Here is a 19,460-nt window from a genome sequence, read left to right on the forward strand (position 1 = left end):
GGCTGCCGGGGAGCTACGGGTAGCTCACCAGGTTCTGCACCACCTGTCCCGGCCCCGCGGTGCCGCCGGAGTTGTTGATGACGCGGTTGATGGTGCCCGCGCCGCCGCCCAGTGACACCGTGACCATGTGCCGGAAGCGCACGTTCGGGTGGTTGGGCACCTCGAAGGCCCGCTCGGCCACCACGCCGCGGTTGACGTTGAAGAAGCAGTAGCTGCCCAGCCCGTGGGCCTCGTGGCTGGTGACGTGGTCGCCCACCTTGTAGGCCGCGTAGCCCCTGGTGGAGCCGTTCATCCAGGCCGCCTGGTCCGGCGGGTCGTAGGGCATCTCGTTCTGGTAGAAGAACGTCTTGCCGCCCTGGCCGTTCCAGATGGTCTGGTACTTCTGGTAGTGCTCGACGAAGAGCCCGTACATGCTCACGTTGTCGCCGTTGACCACCAGGCCCACGTCCGCGGTGTTGGTGTGCCAGCCGATGCCGTCGCCGTGGTCGCCGCGCCAGAGCCACAGGTGGTCGCCGATCACGTTGCGGCTGTTGATTACCAGGCTGGTGGTGGCCTTGCCCGCGACCATGCCGCCGATCCGGATGAACAGATCGTGCAGCGAGGTCGGGTTGGCCGCGTGGTTGCCCGCCGAGCCCTGCGGGCCGACCTCCATCAGCAGGGTGGAGTTGGTGGTGCCGGCGTCGATGAGCAGTCCGGCGATCTTCACCCCGGGCACGTCGGCCACGGTCAGCGCGGTGATCCCGTTATTGGGCATCAGGGTGGCCAGGCCCATGCCCAGCACCACGGTGTCCGGCCGGGTGACCCGCAGGGTCTCCTCCAGGCGGTAGATGCCGGGGGTGACGATCAGGTTCTTGCCCTCGGCCAGCGCCTGGTTCATCGCGGCGGCGCTGGTGCCGGGCTTGGCGATGAAGAAGGAGCTGATCGGCAGCGCCTGGCCGGGCTGGTTGCCGCTCTCCCAGGTGGTGCCGCGGGAGTTCTCGCGCAGCGCGGGCACGAAGACCTCATAGGCGCCGACGGCGTTGACCTGGAGGAACGGCTTCTCCCGGATCCGCGGGGTGTGGTCGATCCTGGTGTAGGGCGGGTTCGGGAAGGTGCCGGCGGGGGCGTTGTCGGCCCCGACGAAGACCATGTTCCAGTTGGACCCGTTCCAGCTGCCCCAGTTGGTGTTGCGGGACAACCACTGCTGCTGGCTGCCCGAGCGCACCTGGCCGTCGATCTTGCTGTCGGCCATGAACCCGCCGCTGGACCAGCCGTTGTCATCGAGTTGCAGGTCGCCGCGCACGTGCATGCGGCGGTAGGGCGCGGCCTGGGAGACCGCCCAGCGGTCCATGCCGCCGTTGGGGGTCACCGACAGGTTCTCCGCGGCCCGCCAGAAGTTGTGCGTGGCGTTGCCCTGGAACCAGTCCGCCTCCACGTGCACCGCGCCGCGGATGTTCACCTCGTCCGGATGCCTGCCCAGGCCGAGGACCTGGGTGTAGTAGCCGACGTTGACGTCCACGTCGTAGGTGCCCGGCTTGAACAACATGGCGTAGCGGTCCGGGCCGAACTGGGCCCGCTCCTGCCGCTGGAAGATCGTGTTCGCCCGGTTCTGGATGGTGGACCGCGGGGTGGACGGGTCGAAGACGAAGACGTTCGGGCCGAAGTCGGGGTCGCCGGGGCCGGGGTCGCCGCCGGCGAGCACCAGGGTGAAGGACTGGTTGGGTGAGCCCTCGAAGCAGGTCCACTGCTGGAACTGGACGCTGTCGGCCTGCGAGCCTTCGGTCAGGTCGAGGCACTTGCCGCTGTTGCGGTTGACCAGCCGGTGCGAGCCGTCGGCCTGTTGGACCGGCTGCCACTGCTGGTTCGCGCCACCGCCGTAGGTCCACAGGTGGGTCAGGCCGCCGTCGGCGGTGGAGCTCTCCGCCACGTCGATGACCTGGGCGGCGTCGACGCGGCTGTTCAGCCGGAAGAAGCCACCACCGCTCTCCTGGAACTGCCACTGCTGGGCGGTGGTGTCGTTGCAGGTGTACTGCTGCACGGCGGTGCCGTTGACCGCGGCCGCGCCGCGGGCGTCCACGCACTTGCCGCTGGCCTTGATCACCACCTTGTACCAGGCGCCGGGCGTGACCGCCGCGCCGGCGGCCGGTGCGGACACCAGGGTCAGCGAACTCGCGGCGACCACCGCGGCTGTCGCCGCCGTCGCCATCCGTCTCCACGTCACAGGGCACTCCTCTGCCACGATGCAGGGACGTGACACCCAGGCAGGGCAAGCGTTTTCCCGAGTGTCACGCAGGGGTGGCGGCGGCGAACTTGTCGGCGGGCCGAACGTAATGACGGCTACGGGCACAAGTCAATACATGGCTAAAAATAAGGCTTGAACATCGCATACGCAGTCTGCGACCGCGCTCGGCGTAGCACTGATAACACTTCGACCCTAGCGTCGCTAATGTCGGAGTGTTATCGTTGATCACATCGGTAGCGGATCACCGCTAACTAGAGAGCCACCGACAAGGAGGCACGGTGTCCGATCACCCACAGGTCCGGCCCAATCGAAGGACCGTGCTCAAGGCAGGCGGCGTCACCGCGGCGGGCGCGATCGCGGCGGGCGCCCTGCCCGCCACCGCGACCGCGGCACCGTCCACAGTGGATGGTGTGGAACCGGGGGCCGGCGTGCAGATCACGTTGCGCGTCAACGGCGCCGACCACCCGGTGTCGGTGGAACCCAGGGTCACCCTGCTGGACGCGTTGCGCGAACGGCTCGGGCTCACCGGGACGAAGAAGGGCTGCGACCGCGGCGAGTGCGGGGCCTGCACGGTGCTGGTGGACGGGCAGCGGATCAAGTCCTGCCTGACCCTGGCCGTGATGCGACAAGGCCAGCGGATCACCACGGTGGAGGGGCTGGCGCGGGACGGACAGCTACACCCGGTGCAGGCGGCCTTCATCCGCAGGGACGCCTTCCAGTGCGGGTTCTGCACGCCCGGACAGATCATGTCCGCGGTGGCCGCGATCGAGGAGGGGCACACCGGGTCGGACGCGGAGATCCGGGAGTGGATGAGCGGGAACCTGTGCCGGTGCAGCTGCTATCCCAACATCGTGGCCGCGGTGCGGGACGCGGCGAAGGAGGCGCGAGGATGAGGGCCTTCGGCTATGTCCGCCCTCGGGCGACCGAGGAAGCCGTGCGCGCCGCCGCGACTCCGGGAGCGGCGTACGTGGCCGGTGGCACCGAGCTGCTGAACCTGATGAAGGACGGCGTGCAGGCGCACGACCGGCTCATCGACATCAACGCCTTGCCGCTCAACGACATCCAGGTGCTGCCGGACCGGATCCGGATCGGCGCGCTGGCCCGGATGGCCGAGGTGGCCGCGCATCCCGCGGTGCGCACCCGGACGCCGGTGCTGGCCTCGGCGCTGCTCAACTCGGCCTCGCCGCAGATCCGGAACATGGCCGCGATCGGCGGGAACCTGTTGCAGCGCAACCGGTGCGGCTACTTCCGGGACAGCGGGTTCCCGTGCAACAAGCGGCAGCCCGGTAGCGGCTGCCCCGCCCAGGCCGGGCACAACCGGATGCACGCGCTCTTCGGCGGCAGCGCGCACTGCGTGGCGGTGCACGCCTCGGACCTCGCGGTCTCCCTCCAGGCGCTGGAGGCCACCGTGCTCACCCAGGGCGCGGCCGGGGCGCGGCGGATCGCCTTCGCCGAGCTCTACCGGCTGCCGGGTGACTCGCCGCAGGTGGAGCACGTGCTGCGGCCGGGTGAGCTGATCACCGGGGTGGAGGTGCCGACCGGGGCCCTCGCCGCGCGGTCGCGGTACCTGAAGCTGCGGGACCGGGAGAGCTTCGAGTTCGCGGTGGTGTCGGTGGCCGCCTGCCTGACCCAGCGCGGCGGGCGGGTGCGGGAGGTGCGGCTGGCCTTCGGCGGGGTGGCGCCGCTGCCCTGGCGGGTGCCGGAGGCCGAGGCGGTGCTGCGGGGCAGGCCACTGGACGGGCCGAGCCTGGCCGCGGCCGCCGATGCCGCGGTGCGCGGGGCCCGGCCGTTGGCGCACAACGGATTCAAGGTGGAGCTGATGCGCAGGGCGCTCACCGGGGTGCTCACCGAGCTGGGGAGGCAGCGATGAGCGGGGACCTGATCGGGCGGCCGGTGGACCGGGTGGACGGGCACGCCAAGGTCACCGGCGCCGCGACCTACGCCGCCGACCAGCGGATTCCCGGGCTGCTGCACGGCGTCCTGGTGCTCAGCACGATCGCCAGGGGCCGGCTCACCGGCATCGAGGTGGCCGCGGCCGAGCGGGCGACGGGGGTGGTGCGGGTGTTCACCCACCTCACCATGCCGCGGCTCACCGTGCCGGCCGCCGCCTACCGCAAGACCTACATCCCGGTGCAGGACGACCGGATCCACCACAGCGGCCAGCCGATCGCGCTGGTGGTGGCCAGGACCCTGGAGGAGGCCCAGCATGCCGCCACCCTGGTGACCGCCCAGTACCAGGCGGAGAAGCACCGCAGCGCGCTGCACGAGGCCGAGGGCGAGGAGTTCGTGCCGCCGGTGACCGGAGGCGAGCCCAACGAGAGCGTGCGCGGCAACCCCGAAGCCGGACTCGCCGAAGCGGATATCACGATCGACGGTATATACAGTTCGCCGATACATCTGCACAACCCGATGGAGCCGCACGCGAGCATCGCGCACTGGGCGGACGGGCAGCTCACGCTCTACGAGTCGACCCAGGCCGGCAACTTCGCCAAGACCGCGGTGGCCCAGGCGCTGGGCCTGCCGCCGGCCTCGGTGCGGGTGATCTCGCCGTACCTCGGCGGCGGGTTCGGCGCCAAGAGCGCGGCCTGGCCGCACCTGCTGCTCACCGCGGCCGCGGCCAGGGAGCTGGCGCGGCCGGTGAAGCTGGTGCTCTCCCGGGCGCAGACCTACACCGCGCACGGCCACCGCAGCGAGTTCCGGCAGCGGATCACCCTGGGCGCCAAGCGGGACGGCCGGATCACCGCGCTGGTGCACGTCTCCACCCAGCAGTGCTCGGCCACCGAGGACCGGATCTACAACGCCAGCCACTCCTCCCGCACCCTCTACGCCATCCCGAACCTGCGCATCCGGCAGCAGGCGGTGCGGCTGGACCTGCAGACCGGCAACTTCATCCGCTCCCCCGAACTGGCCGCCCACCACGGCCTGGAGACCGCGCTGGACGAGCTGAGCCACGAGCTGGGCATCGACCCGGTGGCGCTGCGGCTGCGCAACTACGCCGCCACGCACCCCGGCACCGGCCAGCGCTGGGGCAGCAAGCACCTGGACGAGTGCTACCGGATCGGCGCCCGCGCCTTCGGCTGGTCCCGGCGCGACCCCAGGGCCGGCTCGATGCGGGACGGGGACATCCGGATCGGCTGGGGCATGGCCACCGAGGCGCACTCCTGCACCGCGCTGCCCTCGGCCGCCCAGCTCACCCTGGGCACCGACGGCCGCGCCACGCTGCGCACCGGCGCGCACGACATCGGCACCGGGACCTACACCGTGCTCACCCAGGTCGCCGCGCAGGCGCTGGGCATGCCCCTGGCCGCGGTGACCACCCAGCTGGGCCACACCGACTACCCGGTGGCGACCGGCTCCTTCGGCTCGGCCACGGTGAACAGCGTGACCGGCGCGGTCGACCAGGCCGCGACCGCGGCCCGCGCCGAGGTCATCCGGCTGGCGGTGGCCGATCCGCGCTCACCGCTGCACGGCCTGCCGCCGGAGCGGATCGGCACCGAGCACGGGTTCCTGTTCGACCGGGACCGCCGTCGCCGGGACAGCTACCGCGATGTCCTTGCCCGGCACGGGAAACCGGTGACGGCCACCGGCAACAGCACGAACACGCCGAACTACACCACCGGCGCGGTGTTCGTGGAGGTGCGGGTGGATCCGCGCTACGGCAAGGTCTCGGTGAGCCGGGTGGTCGGCGCCTACGACCCCGGCCGGGTGCTCAACCGGCGCACCGCGCACAGCCAGGCCATCGGCGGCACGATCTGGGGCATCGGCTTCGCGCTGATGGAGCACGCGGTGGTGGACCCGGCGCACGCCCGGATCATGAACGCCACCCTGTCCACCTACCTGATGCCGGTGCACGCGGACGTGCCGGAGATCGAGACGCACTTCGTGGACAAGCCGGACCCGAGCAGTGCGGCGCTGGGCGCGCGGGGGTTCGGCGAGACACCGCTGACCGGGGTGCCGGCGGCGATCGGCAACGCGGTGTTCCACGCGACCGGGCGGCGGATCCGGGAGGTGCCGATCACTCAGGACAAGCTGTTGTAACCGGTCAGCCAGCCGTGGTCGGTGGCCAGGCGGATGGCGTCGACCTTGTTGCGCGCGCCGAGCTTGTCCAGCACCCGGGTCATGTGGTTCTGCACGGTGCCGGTGGCCAGGTTCAGCGCGCGGGCGACCTCCTTGGCGGTGTCGCCACGGGCCATCAGCTCCAGCACCGCCAGCTCGCGGCGGGTCAGCGGGCTGGGCGCGCCGATCCGGCCGTCGGAGGTGATCACCGTTTCGCCGCGGTGCACACGGCGGATCGCGTCCAGCACCACGGTCACCGACCGGCCCTTGGGCAGGAAGCCGTGCACGCCAAGGGAAAGAGCCTCCTGGAGCACGGCGGGGCGGTCCAGCACGCTGAGCAGCAGGAGACGGAGCCCGGGGGCGGTGGCGCGCAGCTGACGGGCCACGGTCAGGCCGTCCGCGCCGGGCAGTTCGATGTCCAGCAGCAGCACGTCCGGGCTGGTCCGCTCGACCAGCCCGGCCACGGTGTCGCCGCGGCCGGTCTCGGCGACCACCTCGATGTCGGGTTCCAGCCGGAACAGGCTGACCAGGGCCTCGCGCAGCACGGTCATGTCCTCGGCCACCGCGACCCGGATCACCGCGCCGCCACCGGCAGCTCGACCAGCAGGCGGAAACGGCGACCGCCGGCCGGTCCGGCCTCGATCCGGCCGCCGAGGGCGGTGATCCGCTCGGTGAGACCGGTCAGGCCGCTGCCGGGGCTGCCGGTGGCGGGGTGGACGCCGTCGTTGTCGACCGTCAGGCGGAACATGCCGTCCTTCTCCTCGGTGGTCACCACGCAGCGGCGCGCGGTGCTGTGCTTGAGCACGTTGGTGATCGCCTCGCGCAGCGCCCAGCTCGCCCCGGGCGGCGCGGGGGCGCGCAGGCGCAGCTCGGCGCGCACGCCGGAGTCCTCGAGCAAGGTCGTGCCGCGTTCGAGCTCCTCGTCGAACTCCGGGCACCAGAGACCGGTTGCGACCTGGCGGACGCCGTCGAGGGCGCGTTCGGTGGCGCGCTGCACGGCGAGCACCTGCTCGGCCGCGGCGGCCGGGTCGGTGGCGGTGAGGCGGGCGGCGAGCTCGGCGCGCAGGCCGGCCGCGGTGAGCTCCTGGCCGAGGGAGTCGTGCAGGTCCCTGGCCACCCGCAGCCGCTCCTCGGCGACCGCTAGACGGGCCAGCGCGTGCCGGTTGCGGGCCAGGCGCTGGGCCAGTTCGGCAGCGCGGATGGTGGCGAACAGGGCGATCGTGGCGACCAGGCCTACCGGCACCGTCTGCAGGATCAACGCCGGATGCTCCGGATTCAGGAAAAGGCAGGCCCCGGCCGCGACCACCAGGAAAGAAGTCCGGTCCCACGGTGCGGGGAGCACAACCAGCAGGGTGCAGGCGGTGAGCAGCATGGCGAAACAGCTCAGCAACGGAGACGGGATGATCAAGGCCGGGACCACGAGCTGGCCGCCGACAAAGGCGGCCGCCACAGCACGAGATGGTTGTCCACGCCGGATCCGGAACAGGATCGCACCACCCAGCAGCACCAGGCCGAGCAGAAAAACCCATTCCCGGATGACCATCGGACCGCGGTCGAAAAACACTATCGAACCGATTACCGGGAAACCGACCAGCAGCGGCACGGCGATCGCGAGCAGGCTGGTCAACAGGCCCGGCTGGACCGTTTTCGGCATGCGTTCCCCCTCCTCGGCGCACTACTAAGACGGCGCTGCCCGGCCGCGATGACGAAACCACGACAACATGAGAGCCAGGTCATAAGCAATCCATGACTTTCTCACGGTGGAATCGTGCCCAAATCCAGGCTGCCCAGTGCCGGAAATCGGTGCCAGTATCAGCCAGGGGGGAAACGGAGGGCGCGCGCCGGTGATTTCGCGGGGCGCGTCCTCCACCCCGTACGCTGACCCGATGCGTCGCAAAACCCCGCCCCCGCTACCGCAGCGCTTCGGCCTGGACCCGGCCCGGATGCGCCTGCCGGAGGACGGGAGCTGGGCGACCGTGCGCGCGCACCTGGCCGACCGGTTGCCGCTGGTCACCCCGGCGGTGCTGGACGCGATGTTCATCGAGCGGCGGATCGCCGACCTGAACGGGCCCCTGGAGCTGGACGCGCCGTACGTGCCCGGCGGGGTGGTGTGGTTCCACCGGGAGCTGCCGGTGGAGGCTCCGGTGCCTTACCCGATCGGGATCGTGCACCGGGACGAGCACCTGCTGGTGGTGGACAAGCCGCACTTCCTGGCCACCATCCCGCGCGGCAAGCACATCCAGCAGACCGCGCTGGTGAAGCTGCGCCGCGAGCTCGACCTGCCGGAGCTGAGCGCGGCGCACCGGCTGGACCGGGTGACCGCGGGGCTGGTGATGTTCGTGATCAACCGGGCCGACCGGGGCCGCTATCAGACGTTGTTCCGGGACCGGTTGGTGCACAAGGAATATGAGGCCGTCGCGCCGGTGAACCCCGGGCTGGTGCTGCCGATGACGGTGCGCAGCCGGATCCACAAGGAACGCGGGGTGATCACCGCGCAGGAGGTGGACGGGCCGCCGAACGCGGTGACCACACTGGAACTGCTGGAGCAGCGCGACGGGCTCGGCCGATATCGGCTGCTGCCGCTGACCGGGCGCACCCACCAGCTGCGGCTGCACCTGAGCAGGCTGGGCATCCCGATCCTGGGCGACGACTTCTACCCCGAGATCACCGACCGGCCCCTGGACGACTTCACCCGGCCGTTGCAGCTGCTGGCCAAGACGCTGCGGTTCACCGACCCGATCACCGGGGAGGACCGGCACCTGACCAGCCGGCAGTCCCTGGCCGCGTGGACCGACTACGCGTCCTGGGCCAGCGCGGCCAGCCTGCGCCCCAGGTAGCGGCGTTCCGCCTCGGCGGTGACCAGCTTGAGCGCGTCCCGGTAGGCCTGCGCGGCCTCGGCGTCGCGGCCCAGGCGGCGGAGCAGGTCCGCGCGGGTGGCCGGAAGCAGGTGGTAGCCCGCCAGCAGGCCCGACTCCTCCAGCTCCCGCACCAGCGCCAGGCCGGTGGCCGGGCCCTCGGCCATCGCGATCGCCACCGCCTGGTTGAGCCGCACCACCGGCGAGGGCACCCGGCGGGCCAGCTCGGCGTAGAGCCCGGCGATCTGCGGCCAGTCGGTCTCCGCCGCGGTCTTCGCGGTGGCGTGGCAGGCGCTGATCGCCGCCTGCAACTGGTACACCCCAGGGCGTCCCCTGCGCAGCGCGGTCTCCAGCAGCGCCGCGCCCTCGGCGATCTCCTCGGCGTCCCAGCGCTCCCGGTCCTGCTCCTCCAAGGTGACCAGGTCGCCATTGGCGTCCACCCTGGCGGCGCGGCGGGCGTCGTGCAGCAGCAGCAAAGCCAGCAGCCCCAACGCTTCCGGCTCATCCGGCATCAGTCCACACAGGACCCTGGCCAGCCGGATCGCCTCGCCGCTGAGGCCGCCGCGCAGCAGGTCCTCCCCCGCGGTGGCCGAGTAGCCCTCGTTGAACAGCAGGTACAGCACGCCGAGCACCGCGGTCAGCCGCTCCGGCAGCAGCTCGGCGGGCGGCACCCGGTACGGGATCCCGGCGTTGCGGATCTTGCGCTTGGCCCGGACCAGGCGCTGCGCCATGGTCGCCTCCGGCACCAGGAACGCCCTGGCGATCTCCGGGGTGGTCAGCCCGCACAGCGTGCGCAGGGTCAGCGCGACCCGGCCCTCCAGGGGCAGCGCCGGGTGGCAGCAGGTGAAGATCAGCCGGAGCTGGTCGTCGCGCACCCCGCTGTCCTCGGCGGGTTCGGGTTCCGGCGGCGGCAGGGCGGCCAGCTCGCGCAGCTTGGTCCGGCCGACCGCCTCGCGGCGCAGCCGGTCCATCGCCCGGTTGCGGCCCGCGGTGGTCAGCCAGGCGCCCGGCTTGCGCGGCACCCCGTCCCTCGGCCAGGTCTCCATGGCCTGGGCGAAGGCGTCCTGGGCGCACTCCTCGGCCAGGTCCCAGTCGCCGGTGACCCGGATCAGGGTGGCCACCACCTGCCCCCACTCGGTGCGGAAGGCATCGGCGAGGACCGTCTCCACCGTCATGGGCAGACGGTAGCCCGCACGGCCGACAGAAACCGGGTCAGCGCAGGCCGGCCAGCAGGGTGCGCATGACCTCGTCCAGCACCGCGCGCTGCTCGGGGGTGACCTTCGCGGTCAGCCGGTGCAGGTTGGCGATGTGCGCGGTGAAGGTCTCGTCGATGAGCTCGCGGCCGTGCTCGGTGAGCGCGATGAGGAAACTGCGCCGGTCGCCCGGATCCAGCCGCCGCTCCACATATCCGGCGCTCTCCAAGCGGTCCAGCCGGTTGGTCATCCCGGCGCGGGAGAGCATCAGCAGGTCGGCCAGCTCCGAGGGCGTCAGCGTGAACGGGGCGCCCGCCCGGCGCAGCGAGGTGAGCACGTCGAACTCGCCGCGGCGCAGCCCGTGCTCCAGGAAGACCTTCTCCACCTCGGCCCCCAGCAGCTGGGTGACCTGCAAGGTCCGGATGAACGGGGCCAGCGAGGACACGTCGAGGTCCGGCCGCTCCCGGCGCCAGGCCGCCAGGATCTCCTCCGCGTCGGCCATCCCGTCCATGCCCATGCGGGCACTCTAGTTTGCCCCAGGATAGTTTGGCTCCGTACTATCAGCTGTGGAACTAGTGTTCTCACAGGGGAGCCGATGACCCGTGCTGACCGCGGAGCGCACCACCCTCCCGCCCGCAACCGCCTGCCCGCCACGCCGCTCCAGGGCCTCCGTGCTGCTCTACGTGCGCTTCGGCGCGCTGGACGTGCGCCTGGGTGACCGGATGGCCTACCTGGCCAACGGCGACCAGCTGGCCATCCCGGCCGGGGTCGAGCACAGCTGGCGGACCCCGGTGGACAGCAGCGCGGACATCGTTGTGGTCACCGCGGAACTGCCCTTGACCTCCACCACGCTGGAGGTATGAGACTGCGGTCATGACTTCTCCGAAGCCACGGTCCGCCAACGACGAGTGGACCGTCGACGCGGTGGACGTGACCGCCTACCTCACCCGGATCGGCCACCCGCCGGTGCCGGCCCCGACCGTCGAGGCGCTGCGCACCCTGCACGCGGCGCACAGCCGGTCGATCCCGTTCGAGAACATCGACGTGCTGCTGGACCAGCACCCCGGCGTGGAACTGCCCGGCATCGTGGCCAAGCTGGTCGGCCGCAGGCGCGGCGGCTACTGCTACGAGCACGGCCTGCTCTTCGCCGCGGTGGCCACCCAGCTCGGCTACCAGGTGCGGCGGCGGATGTCCCGGATCGACCCGGAGAAGCCGAGCTTCCGCACCCACATGACCCTGGTGGTCACCGCCGAGGGCCAGGACTTCCTGGTGGACATCGGGTTCGGCGCGGGCATGTTCCAGCCGATGCCCTTGGTCGCCGGGCAGGTGACCGACCAGGCGGGGTGGAAGCACCGGCTGGTGCAGGACGGGCCGCTGTGGGTGCTGCAGAAGCAGGAGGCCGAGGGCTGGCGGTCGCTGCACGGGTTCGAAGAGCAGGAGCAGCGGCCGGTGGACTACCTGGTGGCGCACCACTTCGTGGCCACCCACCCGCGCTCGCCGTTCTCCCAGCAGCTGGTCGCGATGCGCCTGGAAGAGGGCGTCAGCCACCGCCTGGTCGGCGGGCAGCTGACCGTGGAGCGGGCGGACGGCAGCACCGAGACCCGGCCGGTGACCCCGGCCGAGGCGGTGGCCCTGCTGCCGGAGCTCGGCATCGAGCTGACCGAGACCGAACGTCAGTTGTTGTTGGACAGGATCAGCTGAAACAGCGGCGCGGCCGGGGCGCCGATCGCGGTCACCGCGGCGGCGACCCCGAGCGCGTACAGCCGGTCCTGGAAGGTGCGCGGCAGCAGCACAGCGGCCAGCACCCCGCAGCTGAGCATGGTGGAGCCCGCGATGACCTGCGTGTTGCCCGGCACGTCCGGGGCGATCACGAACAGCCGGTACAGGCCCTCCCACACCAGCACGCCGCCGATCACCCCGATGCCGAGGAAGGAAAAGGGCCCGAGGCAGTAGCGGCGGCAGGCCCCGGCGTAGCCGAACACCGCGCCGGCCACCGCGGCCGCGCCGAACCAGATCCCGGCCTCGCCCAGGGTGGACCAGTCGAACTCCCCGCGCACGGCCACCGACAGGTACCAGCAGGTCAGGCCGATCCACAGGGCGACGGCGCCGTAGAGCGGGGAGCGCCACAGGCTCCAGCCGGCGCACGCGCCCACCAGGTAGGCGGTGGTGGCCCAGCTGGCCGTGGAGTTGGCCAGCCAGCCGAGGTGGAACAGGTGGAACAGGAACGTCGCCCCGCCGAGCAGCAGCCCGGCGAGGGTGACGATCAACCAGTCACGGCCGACCCTGGCGGGTTCCCTGGTGGCGGCCGGAGCGAGCATCGCGGGCCTCAGTCGCGTTCGATCAGGTGTCCCACGACGTCCGGGCCGGGGTGCGCGTGCCCGGACCCGTCCCGCCGCGGATCCGCCTCGGGCAGCTCCACCGGCGACCCGTTGCGGCCCGCGCCCGCCGGGCGGGAGCCGATCCAGGCCATCAGCAGCTGGTGCTCGCCCTTGAGGAAGCGGTGCGAGCGGACCCCGCCGGTGGCGCGGCCCTTGGCCGGGTACTCCGCGAACGGGGTGACCTTGACGCTCTGCCCGGTGGAGGTGACCACCATCGGCTCGCCGTGCTCGTCGTCGTCGGTGCGGACCGCGCCGAAGAAGACCGCCTTGGCCTCCTTGCCCAGGTTGATGCCCGCCATGCCGCCGCCCTTGAGGCCCTGCGGCCGGACCAAGTTGGCCGGGTAGCGCAGCAGGGAGGAGTCGCTGGAGACGAAGGCGAGGGTCTCGCTGCCGTCGGTGAGCCAGGTGACGCCGACGACCTGGTCGCCGTCCTTGAGCGAGATGACCTCGAACTCATCGGAGCGGACCGGCCATTCCGGCGAGCACACCTTGACCACGCCCTGCTGGGTGCCGATGGCCAGGCCGGGCGAGCCGGCGGCCTGCTCGCCGAGCGGGGCGATGCCGATGACCTTCTCGCCCTTCTCCAGCGGCACCAGCTCGCTGGCGGCCATGCCGCCGGAGAGGGACACCGTGCCGGAGGCCTCCGGCAGCACCGGCAGCGGCAGCACGTCGGTCTTGAACGCCCGGCCCAGGCTGGTGACCAGCAGAACCTGGCCGCGGGCGGTGGAGTGCACCATGGCGGCGACCGCGTCGTGCTTGGTCCGGCCGTTGCGCCTGCGCGCCTCGGAGGCCTCCTCGGACTCCGCGGCGGTGCGCGCGACCAGGCCGGTGGCGGAGAGGATCACCTGGCACGGGTCGTCGGCGACCTCCAGCGGCCCGGCGGGCTTGGAGGCGGCCAGCACCTCCTTGAGGTCGCCGTCGATGAGCGCGGTGCGGCGCTCGAAGCCGAGGTCCTTGGCCACCTTGGCCAGCTCGGTGGAGACGACCTTCCGCAGCACCGACTCGTCGTCGAGGATCTTGGACAGCTCGGCGATCTCGGCTTCCAGCTTCTCCTGCTCGGCCTCCAGCTCGATCTTGTCGAACTTGGTGAGCCGGCGCAGCGGCGTGTCCAGGATGTAGGCGGCCTGGATCTCGGAGAGCTTGAACTGCTTCATCAGGCCGTCCTTGGCGGCCTGCGCGTTCTCGCTGTTGCGGATCAGCTTGATCACCTTGTCGATGTCCAGCAGCGCCCTGAGCAGGCCCTCGACCAGGTGCAGCCGTTCCTGCCGCTTGCGGCGGCGGAAGGAGGTGCGCCGGGTGACCACCTCGTACCGGTGCGCCAGGAAGACCTCCAGGAGCTGCTTGAGCCCCAGGGTCTGCGGCTGGCCGTCGACCAGGACGAGGTTGTTGATGCCGAAGGACTGCTCCAGCGGGGTGAGCCGGTACAGGTCGGCCAGCAGCGCCTGCGGGTTGACCCCGACCTTGCACTCGATCACCAGGCGGGTGCCGTTCTCCCGGTCGGTGAGGTCCTTGACGTCGGCGATCCCGGTGAGCCGCTTGGACTTGTTCACCTCGTCGGTGATCTTCTCGATGATCTTCTCCGGGCCGACGCCGTAGGGCAGCTCGGTGACCGTGATCGCCTGCCTGCCGCGGCTGCCCTCCAGCGGGCCGGTCTCGACCTTGGCGCGCATCCGGACCACGCCGCGGCCGGTCTCATAGGCCTTGCGGACCTCGTCAAGGCCGAGCAGCATGCCGCCGGTGGGCAGGTCCGGGCCGGGCACGAACTCCATCAGCTTGTCCAGGCTCGCGCCGGGATGGGTGATCAGGTGGCGCGCGGCGGCCACCACCTCGCCCAGGTTGTGCGGGATCATGTTGGTGGCCATGCCGACCGCGATCCCCGAGGTGCCGTTGACCAGCAGGTTCGGGAACGCCGCCGGCAGCACCGTGGGCTCTTCGAGGGAGCCGTCGTAGTTGGGGCGGAAGTCGACGGTGTCCTCGCCGAGCTCGCCGACCAGCAGCATCGCCTCCGGGGACATCCGCGCCTCGGTGTAACGCGAGGCGGCGGGTCCGTCGTCGGGGGAGCCGAAGTTGCCGTGCCCGTCGACCAGCGGCGCGTTGAGCGCGAAGTCCTGGGCCATCCGCACCATCGCGTCGTAGATGGCGGTGTCGCCGTGCGGGTGGTACTTGCCCATGCAGTCGCCGACCACGCGGGAGGACTTCACGTAGGCGTGGCTGGGCCGGTAGCCCTGCTCGTTCATGGAGAACAGGATGCGGCGGTGCACCGGCTTGAGGCCGTCCCTGGCATCGGGCAGGGCGCGGGCGTGGATGACCGAGTAGGCGTACTCGAGGTAGGAGTCCTCGATCTCGGTCTTGAGCGAGTTGTCGAAGACCTTGGCGCCTGCCCGGTCGAAGGCGGCCGGGTCGACCTTGCTGCTCGTGCTGCCCTTGCGGCGTGCCATAGCTGTCTGGCTCCTCTGACGAAAACGTGCGCTCAGGCGTCGATCGCGGCCCGGTCGACCCGCGCTGCCGAGTCGACCAGCCAGTTGCGCCTGGGCTCGACCTTCTCCCCCATCAGCAGCTCAAGGGCCGCTTCGGCGGCCTCGGCGTCGTCGAGGGTGATGCGGCGGACCGAGCGGGTGGCCGGGTTCATCGTGGTGTCCCACAGCTCGTCGGCGTCCATCTCGCCGAGGCCCTTGAACCGGGGCACCGGCGTGACGATCTGCTTGCCGGCCTTCTCCAGCTTGGTGACGGTGTTCTCCATCTCCCGCTGGGTGAAGGTGAAGATGGTCTCGCTGTTGCGGCCCTTGGTGGTGATCTTGTGCAGCGGCGGCATGGCGGCGTAGAGCCTGCCGTCCTCGATCACCGGTCGCATGTACTTGGCGAACAGGGTGATCAACAGGGTGCGGATGTGCGAGCCGTCCACGTCGGCGTCGGCCATCAGGATCACCCGGCCGTAGCGCATGGTGCTCAGGTCGAAGGTGCGGCCGCTGCCCGCGCCGAGGACTTGCACGATGGAGGAGATCTCGGCGTTGCGCAGGGTGTCGGCCAGGCTGGCCTTCTGCACGTTGAGGATCTTGCCGCGCAGCGGGAGCAGCGCCTGGTACTCCGAGACCCGCGCCATCCGGGCCGAGCCCAGCGCGCTGTCGCCCTCGACCAGGAACAGCTCGCTGCGGGCCACGCCGGTGCTGCGGCAGTCCACCAGCTTGGGCGGCATGGCCGCGCCTTCCAGGGCGGTCTTGCGGCGGGCGGCGTCCTTCTGGTGCTTCTGGGTCAGCCGGACGCGGGCGGCGTCGACCACCTTCTGCAGCACGGTCTTGGCCTCGACCTTGCTGCGCTTGTCCTCGGTCCAGGCCTTGATGTGCCGTTCCACCACGTTCTGGATGACCTTGGTGATGCCGGCGGTGGAGAGCTCGTCCTTGGTCTGGGAGGTGAACTGCGGCTCGGGGATGCGCACGTGGATGACCGCGGTCATGCCTTCGAGCACGTCGTCGAGCTGGGGCAGGTCCTCCTTGGGCTTGAGCAGCCCGCGGGTCTTGGAAATGGCTTCCTGCAAGGCTTTCAGCGCGGCGCGGTCGAAGCCGCGGCGGTGCGTGCCGCCGTGCACGTTGCGGATGGTGTTGGTGAAGCACTCCACGGTGCGCTCGTAGCCGGTGCCCCAGCGCAGCGCGACCTCGACCTGGGCGACACGCTCCACTTTGGACCGCATGACGCCGTTCTCGTCGGCGGCGTTCTCGGTGTAGGTGCCCTCGCCGTTGGCGTAGATGATCCCGGAGACCGGCTTGTCACCCGCCGGCGTGAGGAACTCGACCATGTCGGTGAGGCCGTGCGGGTAGTGGAAGGTCTCCTCGGCGGTGCCGCCCTCGGTGACGTCGCGGAGGATGTAGGTCACTCCGGGCACCAGGAAGGCGGTGTTGCGCAGCTTGGTGCGCACCGCCTCGCGGTCCAGCGCGGCGCCGTTCTCGAAGTAGCGGGCGTCGTGCCAGTAGCGAATGGAGGTGCCGGTGGACTCGTTGCGCTTCATCTTGCCGGTGACGTTGAGCCCGGAGCGGCGGGTGAACTTGGCCTTGGGCCCGGGTCCGTCGAACTCCCCCGGCACACCGTGCGCGAAGGACATCTGGTGCACCTTGCCCTCGCGCTTGACGGTGACGTCGAAGCGGTGGGACAACGCGTTGACCGCGGAGGCGCCGACCCCGTGCAGGCCGCCGGAGGTCTTGTAGCCGGAGCCGCCGAACTTGCCGCCCGCGTGCAACCGGGTGAGCACCAGCTCGACACCGGAGAGGCCGGACTTGGCGTGCACCCCGGTGGGGATGCCGCGGCCGTTGTCGTCGACCTGGACGCTGCCGTCGGCGTGCAGGGTGACCACGACCTTGGTGGCGTGACCGGCGATGCCCTCGTCGGTGGAGTTGTCGACGACCTCGGTGAACAGGTGGTTGACACCCCGGCTGTCGGTGGACCCGATGTACATGCCGGGCCGTTTGCGCACGGCCTCCAGACCCTCCAGGTGGGTCAGGTCGTCGGCCCCATAAAGGGTCTCAGCAGTCACAGGGTCGTTCTCCCGGATCGTGGCACAAGGTGATTCGCCAGCATGACACCGTACTTGAGCCTAGCCGGGGGCTCTGACAGTCCTGGTGGCGACCGGCACGGCGACGACCAGCGTAGCCAGCAAGGCTGTGATTGTGCCGAGGGTGAAGAAGAGAGTTAGGCCACCGAAGGCCGCCAGTGCGCCGAAGACGGCGCTGGCCACCGAGCTGCCCAGGGTGCGGGCGAGGGAGTTGAGACCGTTGGCCGCGGCGGCGTGTTCGGGCGGGGTGGCGTCCAGGATCAGCGCGGGCATCGCCGAGTAGGCCAGGCCCGCGCCGCCGGAGATGATCGTGGTGGCCAGCACGACGTGCCACAGCGAGCTGTCCAGGACCAGGCGCGCGGCGAAGCCCAGCACCACCCCCGCCGAGCCCAGGAGCAGGGTGAACCGGGCGCCGCGGCCGGAGATGAGCCGGGCGGCCACCGGCGACAGCGCGGCCATCAGCAGGCCGCCGGGCAGCATGTAGAGGCCGGAGGCGACCACGGAGAGCTCGTAGCGGGTCTGCAGCACGGTGACGGTGCCGAGGAAGTTGACGAACAGCGCGAACCCGGTGAGGAACGCGGACAGGTTGGTCACCAGCACCTGGGCGCGCACGGCCAGCCGGAGGTCGACCAGCGGCGCGCGCCTGCGCAGCTCGACCACGCCGAAGACGGCCAGCGCCAGCGCGGCGGTGCCGAGCAGCCCCAGCACCAGCGGGGAGTCCCAGCCCCACTCCGCGCCCCGGCTCAGCGGCAGCAGCAGCGCGGTGAGCCCGCCGATGAGCAGGGTCGCGCCGACCAGGTCCACCGGGGCGCGCTCGGCGCCGGGCTCCACCGAAGGGACCAGCCGCCACACCGCGAGCAGCGCGGGCGCTCCGGCGGCGGCGCAGAACCAGAACAGTCCGTGGAAGCCCCACACGTCCGCGATCAGCCCGGCCAGCGGCAGCGCGACCGCCCCGCCGATGCCGAGCATGGCGCTGATCAGCGCGATACCCCCGGCCCTGCGCTCCGGCGGGACCAGCGCGGCGAGCAGGCTGATACCCAGCGGAATGGCCACTGTGGACAGTCCCTGGACCGCCCTGCCGACGATCAGCAGGGTGAGGTCGGCGGTCAGCGCGCACAGCACGGAGCCGAGCAGGAAAGCGCATACCGCCAGCAGCAGCACACGTTTGCGGCCGAACAGGTCGGCCAGCCTGCCCAGCACCGGGTTGGCCACCGCGCCGACCACCACGGTGATGGTGACCAGCCAGCTGGTGGCCGCCGGGGAGGCGCCGAGGCGCTCCGGCAGGCCGGGCAGGACCGGGATGAGCATGGTGTGGGTGAGCAGGGTGACCAGCGCGGTGAACGCGAGGACCGTGGTGAGCACCCCGGTGCGGGTGGGGGTCTCGCGCAGTGTGGTCACCCGGCCACCCTACGTCCGAGGGCGGCGGGGGTGGAGCCGGTCGGCGGGAGCTGCCCGAACCGGCGACCGGTTGGCCGGTTCGGGCACGCGCGGCTGGGCGGCTGCTCAGCTGGACCGGCGCAGGTGCGGCCCGCCCGGCGCTCGGCTGGCCCGCCCCGCTCGTCCCGACCGGCGCTCGGCTGGCCTGGCGCATGCCTGCCCGGCCCGGCGCGGCGGTCGGGGCGGCGCGGCGGTCGGGGCGGCGCGGCGGTCGGGGCGGCACGGCACGTCGGGGGAGGCGGCGGGGCGGTTGAGCGGGGCGGCAATGGTGCGGCGGCGGGCTGGCAGCGGCAGTGGGGCGGCGGGTCGGCGCGCGTGCTCGGCTGGCCCGGCGCCCGCCCGCCCCGCCCGGCACTCAGCCGATCCGGCGCACGCCCTCCCCACCCCTCCCGAACCGCGTCAGCCCTTGTCCATCCCGCCCGCGAGCACCGGCCGGATCTCCACCGACCCGCCCGCGACCGCCCCCGGGTGCGTGCTGGCGATCTTCACCGCCTCGTCCAGGTCCGCGCACTCGATCAGCGCGAAGCCGGCGATCTGCTCCTTGGTCTCGGCGAACGGGCCGTCGGAGAGCAGCACCTCGCCCTGGCCGCCCAGGCGGACGGTGGTGGCGTCGGTGCTCGGGTGCAGGATCGCGCCGCCGGTGACGATGCCCCGTTCGGCCAGGTCCTCGCCCCAGGTGCCGCAACCTTCGCTGGGGCCGCTGTCGGCGCGGGTCTCGTCCTGGCAGATCAACAGCAGGTACTGCATGGGTGTTGTCCCTTCTCGCGAACCTCGACTACG

16 protein-coding genes are annotated in these 19,460 nt (G+C 71.5%); 6 read left to right on the plus strand and 10 right to left on the minus strand.

The window, feature by feature from the left end; all coding sequences use genetic code 11:
• Positions 1-13 precede the first annotated feature (13 nt).
• Entirely contained in the window at positions 14-2,185 is a 2,172-nt protein-coding gene (locus M8C13_RS29160) for an RICIN domain-containing protein (RefSeq protein ID WP_252483993.1), read from the minus strand.
• 314 nt (positions 2,186-2,499) lie between these two features.
• On the opposite strand from M8C13_RS29160, the gene M8C13_RS29165 reads away from it, so the two are divergent.
• The 3 genes from M8C13_RS29165 to M8C13_RS29175 are packed head-to-tail and all read left to right on the plus strand — an operon-like array spanning position 2,500 to position 6,259.
• Positions 2,500-3,114 carry a (2Fe-2S)-binding protein gene (locus tag M8C13_RS29165; RefSeq protein WP_374213192.1) on the plus strand — a complete coding sequence of 205 codons (615 nt, stop codon included), beginning with the start codon at positions 2,500-2,502 and terminating at the stop codon, positions 3,112-3,114.
• A complete protein-coding gene (locus M8C13_RS29170; RefSeq protein ID WP_252483930.1) occupies positions 3,111-4,091 on the plus strand; it encodes a xanthine dehydrogenase family protein subunit M in 981 nt (326 codons plus the stop codon). Before M8C13_RS29165 ends, M8C13_RS29170 begins: the two co-directional genes overlap by 4 nt.
• Entirely contained in the window at positions 4,088-6,259 is a 2,172-nt protein-coding gene (locus tag M8C13_RS29175) for a xanthine dehydrogenase family protein molybdopterin-binding subunit (protein ID WP_252483931.1), read from the plus strand. The genes M8C13_RS29170 and M8C13_RS29175 overlap by 4 nt, the downstream gene beginning before the upstream one ends.
• On the opposite strand, the gene M8C13_RS45575 is transcribed toward M8C13_RS29175, so the two are convergent.
• Positions 6,241-6,855, minus strand: coding sequence for a response regulator (locus M8C13_RS45575; protein WP_252483932.1), 615 nt, complete (start codon positions 6,853-6,855; stop codon positions 6,241-6,243). The two genes, M8C13_RS29175 and M8C13_RS45575, sit on opposite strands and share 19 nt — an antisense overlap.
• Positions 6,852-7,931 carry a sensor histidine kinase gene (locus tag M8C13_RS29185; protein ID WP_252483933.1) on the minus strand — a complete coding sequence of 360 codons (1,080 nt, stop codon included), beginning with the start codon at positions 7,929-7,931 and terminating at the stop codon, positions 6,852-6,854. The genes M8C13_RS45575 and M8C13_RS29185 overlap by 4 nt, the downstream gene beginning before the upstream one ends.
• Before the next feature lie 232 nt (positions 7,932-8,163).
• Between M8C13_RS29185 and M8C13_RS29190 the strand changes: the two genes are divergently transcribed.
• Positions 8,164-9,114 carry a pseudouridine synthase gene (locus tag M8C13_RS29190; protein ID WP_252483934.1) on the plus strand — a complete coding sequence of 317 codons (951 nt, stop codon included), beginning with the start codon at positions 8,164-8,166 and terminating at the stop codon, positions 9,112-9,114.
• On the opposite strand, the gene M8C13_RS29195 is transcribed toward M8C13_RS29190, so the two are convergent.
• Together M8C13_RS29195 and M8C13_RS29200 are read right to left on the minus strand one after the other, a co-directional pair.
• Entirely contained in the window at positions 9,072-10,307 is a 1,236-nt protein-coding gene (locus tag M8C13_RS29195) for an RNA polymerase sigma factor (RefSeq protein WP_252483935.1), read from the minus strand. The genes M8C13_RS29190 and M8C13_RS29195 overlap by 43 nt on opposite strands.
• A 37-nt stretch (positions 10,308-10,344) precedes the next feature.
• Complete coding sequence (locus tag M8C13_RS29200) at positions 10,345-10,842, minus strand: MarR family winged helix-turn-helix transcriptional regulator (protein ID WP_252483936.1); 498 nt, start codon at positions 10,840-10,842, stop codon at positions 10,345-10,347.
• Between the two features lie 85 nt (positions 10,843-10,927).
• Here M8C13_RS29200 and M8C13_RS29205 point away from each other — a divergent pair, with 85 nt between their 5' ends.
• A complete protein-coding gene (locus M8C13_RS29205; RefSeq protein WP_252483937.1) occupies positions 10,928-11,188 on the plus strand; it encodes a cupin domain-containing protein in 261 nt (86 codons plus the stop codon).
• 10 nt (positions 11,189-11,198) lie between these two features.
• On the plus strand, positions 11,199-12,026 hold the full coding sequence (locus M8C13_RS29210; protein ID WP_252483938.1) for an arylamine N-acetyltransferase: 828 nt from the start codon (positions 11,199-11,201) through the stop codon (positions 12,024-12,026).
• Here M8C13_RS29210 and M8C13_RS29215 read toward each other — a convergent pair.
• From M8C13_RS29215 to M8C13_RS29235, 5 genes are all read right to left on the minus strand, one after another.
• Positions 11,999-12,643: a DUF6518 family protein gene (locus tag M8C13_RS29215; RefSeq protein ID WP_252483939.1), complete on the minus strand. Its 645-nt coding sequence runs from the start codon at positions 12,641-12,643 to the stop codon at positions 11,999-12,001. The two genes, M8C13_RS29210 and M8C13_RS29215, sit on opposite strands and share 28 nt — an antisense overlap.
• A gap of 8 nt (positions 12,644-12,651) precedes the next feature.
• Entirely contained in the window at positions 12,652-15,141 is a 2,490-nt protein-coding gene (locus tag M8C13_RS29220; RefSeq protein ID WP_252483940.1) for a DNA topoisomerase (ATP-hydrolyzing) subunit A, read from the minus strand.
• A gap of 32 nt (positions 15,142-15,173) precedes the next feature.
• Entirely contained in the window at positions 15,174-17,225 is a 2,052-nt protein-coding gene (locus M8C13_RS29225) for a type IIA DNA topoisomerase subunit B (protein WP_252483941.1), read from the minus strand.
• 60 nt (positions 17,226-17,285) lie between these two features.
• Complete coding sequence (locus M8C13_RS29230) at positions 17,286-18,641, minus strand: MFS transporter (protein ID WP_252483942.1); 1,356 nt, start codon at positions 18,639-18,641, stop codon at positions 17,286-17,288.
• Positions 18,642-19,079: 438 nt separating this feature from the next.
• Entirely contained in the window at positions 19,080-19,427 is a 348-nt protein-coding gene (locus M8C13_RS29235) for a YciI family protein (protein WP_252483943.1), read from the minus strand.
• Positions 19,428-19,460 lie beyond the last annotated feature (33 nt).

Origin of the sequence: Crossiella sp. SN42 (genome assembly GCF_023897065.1) — a bacterium.
Lineage (GTDB): Bacteria > Actinomycetota > Actinomycetes > Mycobacteriales > Pseudonocardiaceae > Crossiella.

What these genes read in the sequence shown, in the direction of transcription:
- M8C13_RS29220 (WP_252483940.1), bottom strand. Translation starts at nt 15,141, where the DNA reads ATGGCACGCCGCAAGGGCAGCACGAGCAGCAAGGTCGACCCGGCCGCC.
- M8C13_RS29185 (WP_252483933.1), bottom strand. Translation starts at nt 7,931, where the DNA reads ATGCCGAAAACGGTCCAGCCGGGCCTGTTGACCAGCCTGCTCGCGATC.
- M8C13_RS29215 (WP_252483939.1), bottom strand. Translation starts at nt 12,643, where the DNA reads ATGCTCGCTCCGGCCGCCACCAGGGAACCCGCCAGGGTCGGCCGTGAC.
- M8C13_RS29170 (WP_252483930.1), top strand. Translation starts at nt 3,111, where the DNA reads ATGAGGGCCTTCGGCTATGTCCGCCCTCGGGCGACCGAGGAAGCCGTG.
- M8C13_RS29210 (WP_252483938.1), top strand. Translation starts at nt 11,199, where the DNA reads ATGACTTCTCCGAAGCCACGGTCCGCCAACGACGAGTGGACCGTCGAC.
- M8C13_RS29200 (WP_252483936.1), bottom strand. Translation starts at nt 10,842, where the DNA reads ATGGGCATGGACGGGATGGCCGACGCGGAGGAGATCCTGGCGGCCTGG.
- M8C13_RS29160 (WP_252483993.1), bottom strand. Translation starts at nt 2,185, where the DNA reads ATGGCGACGGCGGCGACAGCCGCGGTGGTCGCCGCGAGTTCGCTGACC.
- M8C13_RS29195 (WP_252483935.1), bottom strand. Translation starts at nt 10,307, where the DNA reads ATGACGGTGGAGACGGTCCTCGCCGATGCCTTCCGCACCGAGTGGGGG.
- M8C13_RS29175 (WP_252483931.1), top strand. Translation starts at nt 4,088, where the DNA reads ATGAGCGGGGACCTGATCGGGCGGCCGGTGGACCGGGTGGACGGGCAC.
- M8C13_RS29235 (WP_252483943.1), bottom strand. Translation starts at nt 19,427, where the DNA reads ATGCAGTACCTGCTGTTGATCTGCCAGGACGAGACCCGCGCCGACAGC.
- M8C13_RS29190 (WP_252483934.1), top strand. Translation starts at nt 8,164, where the DNA reads ATGCGTCGCAAAACCCCGCCCCCGCTACCGCAGCGCTTCGGCCTGGAC.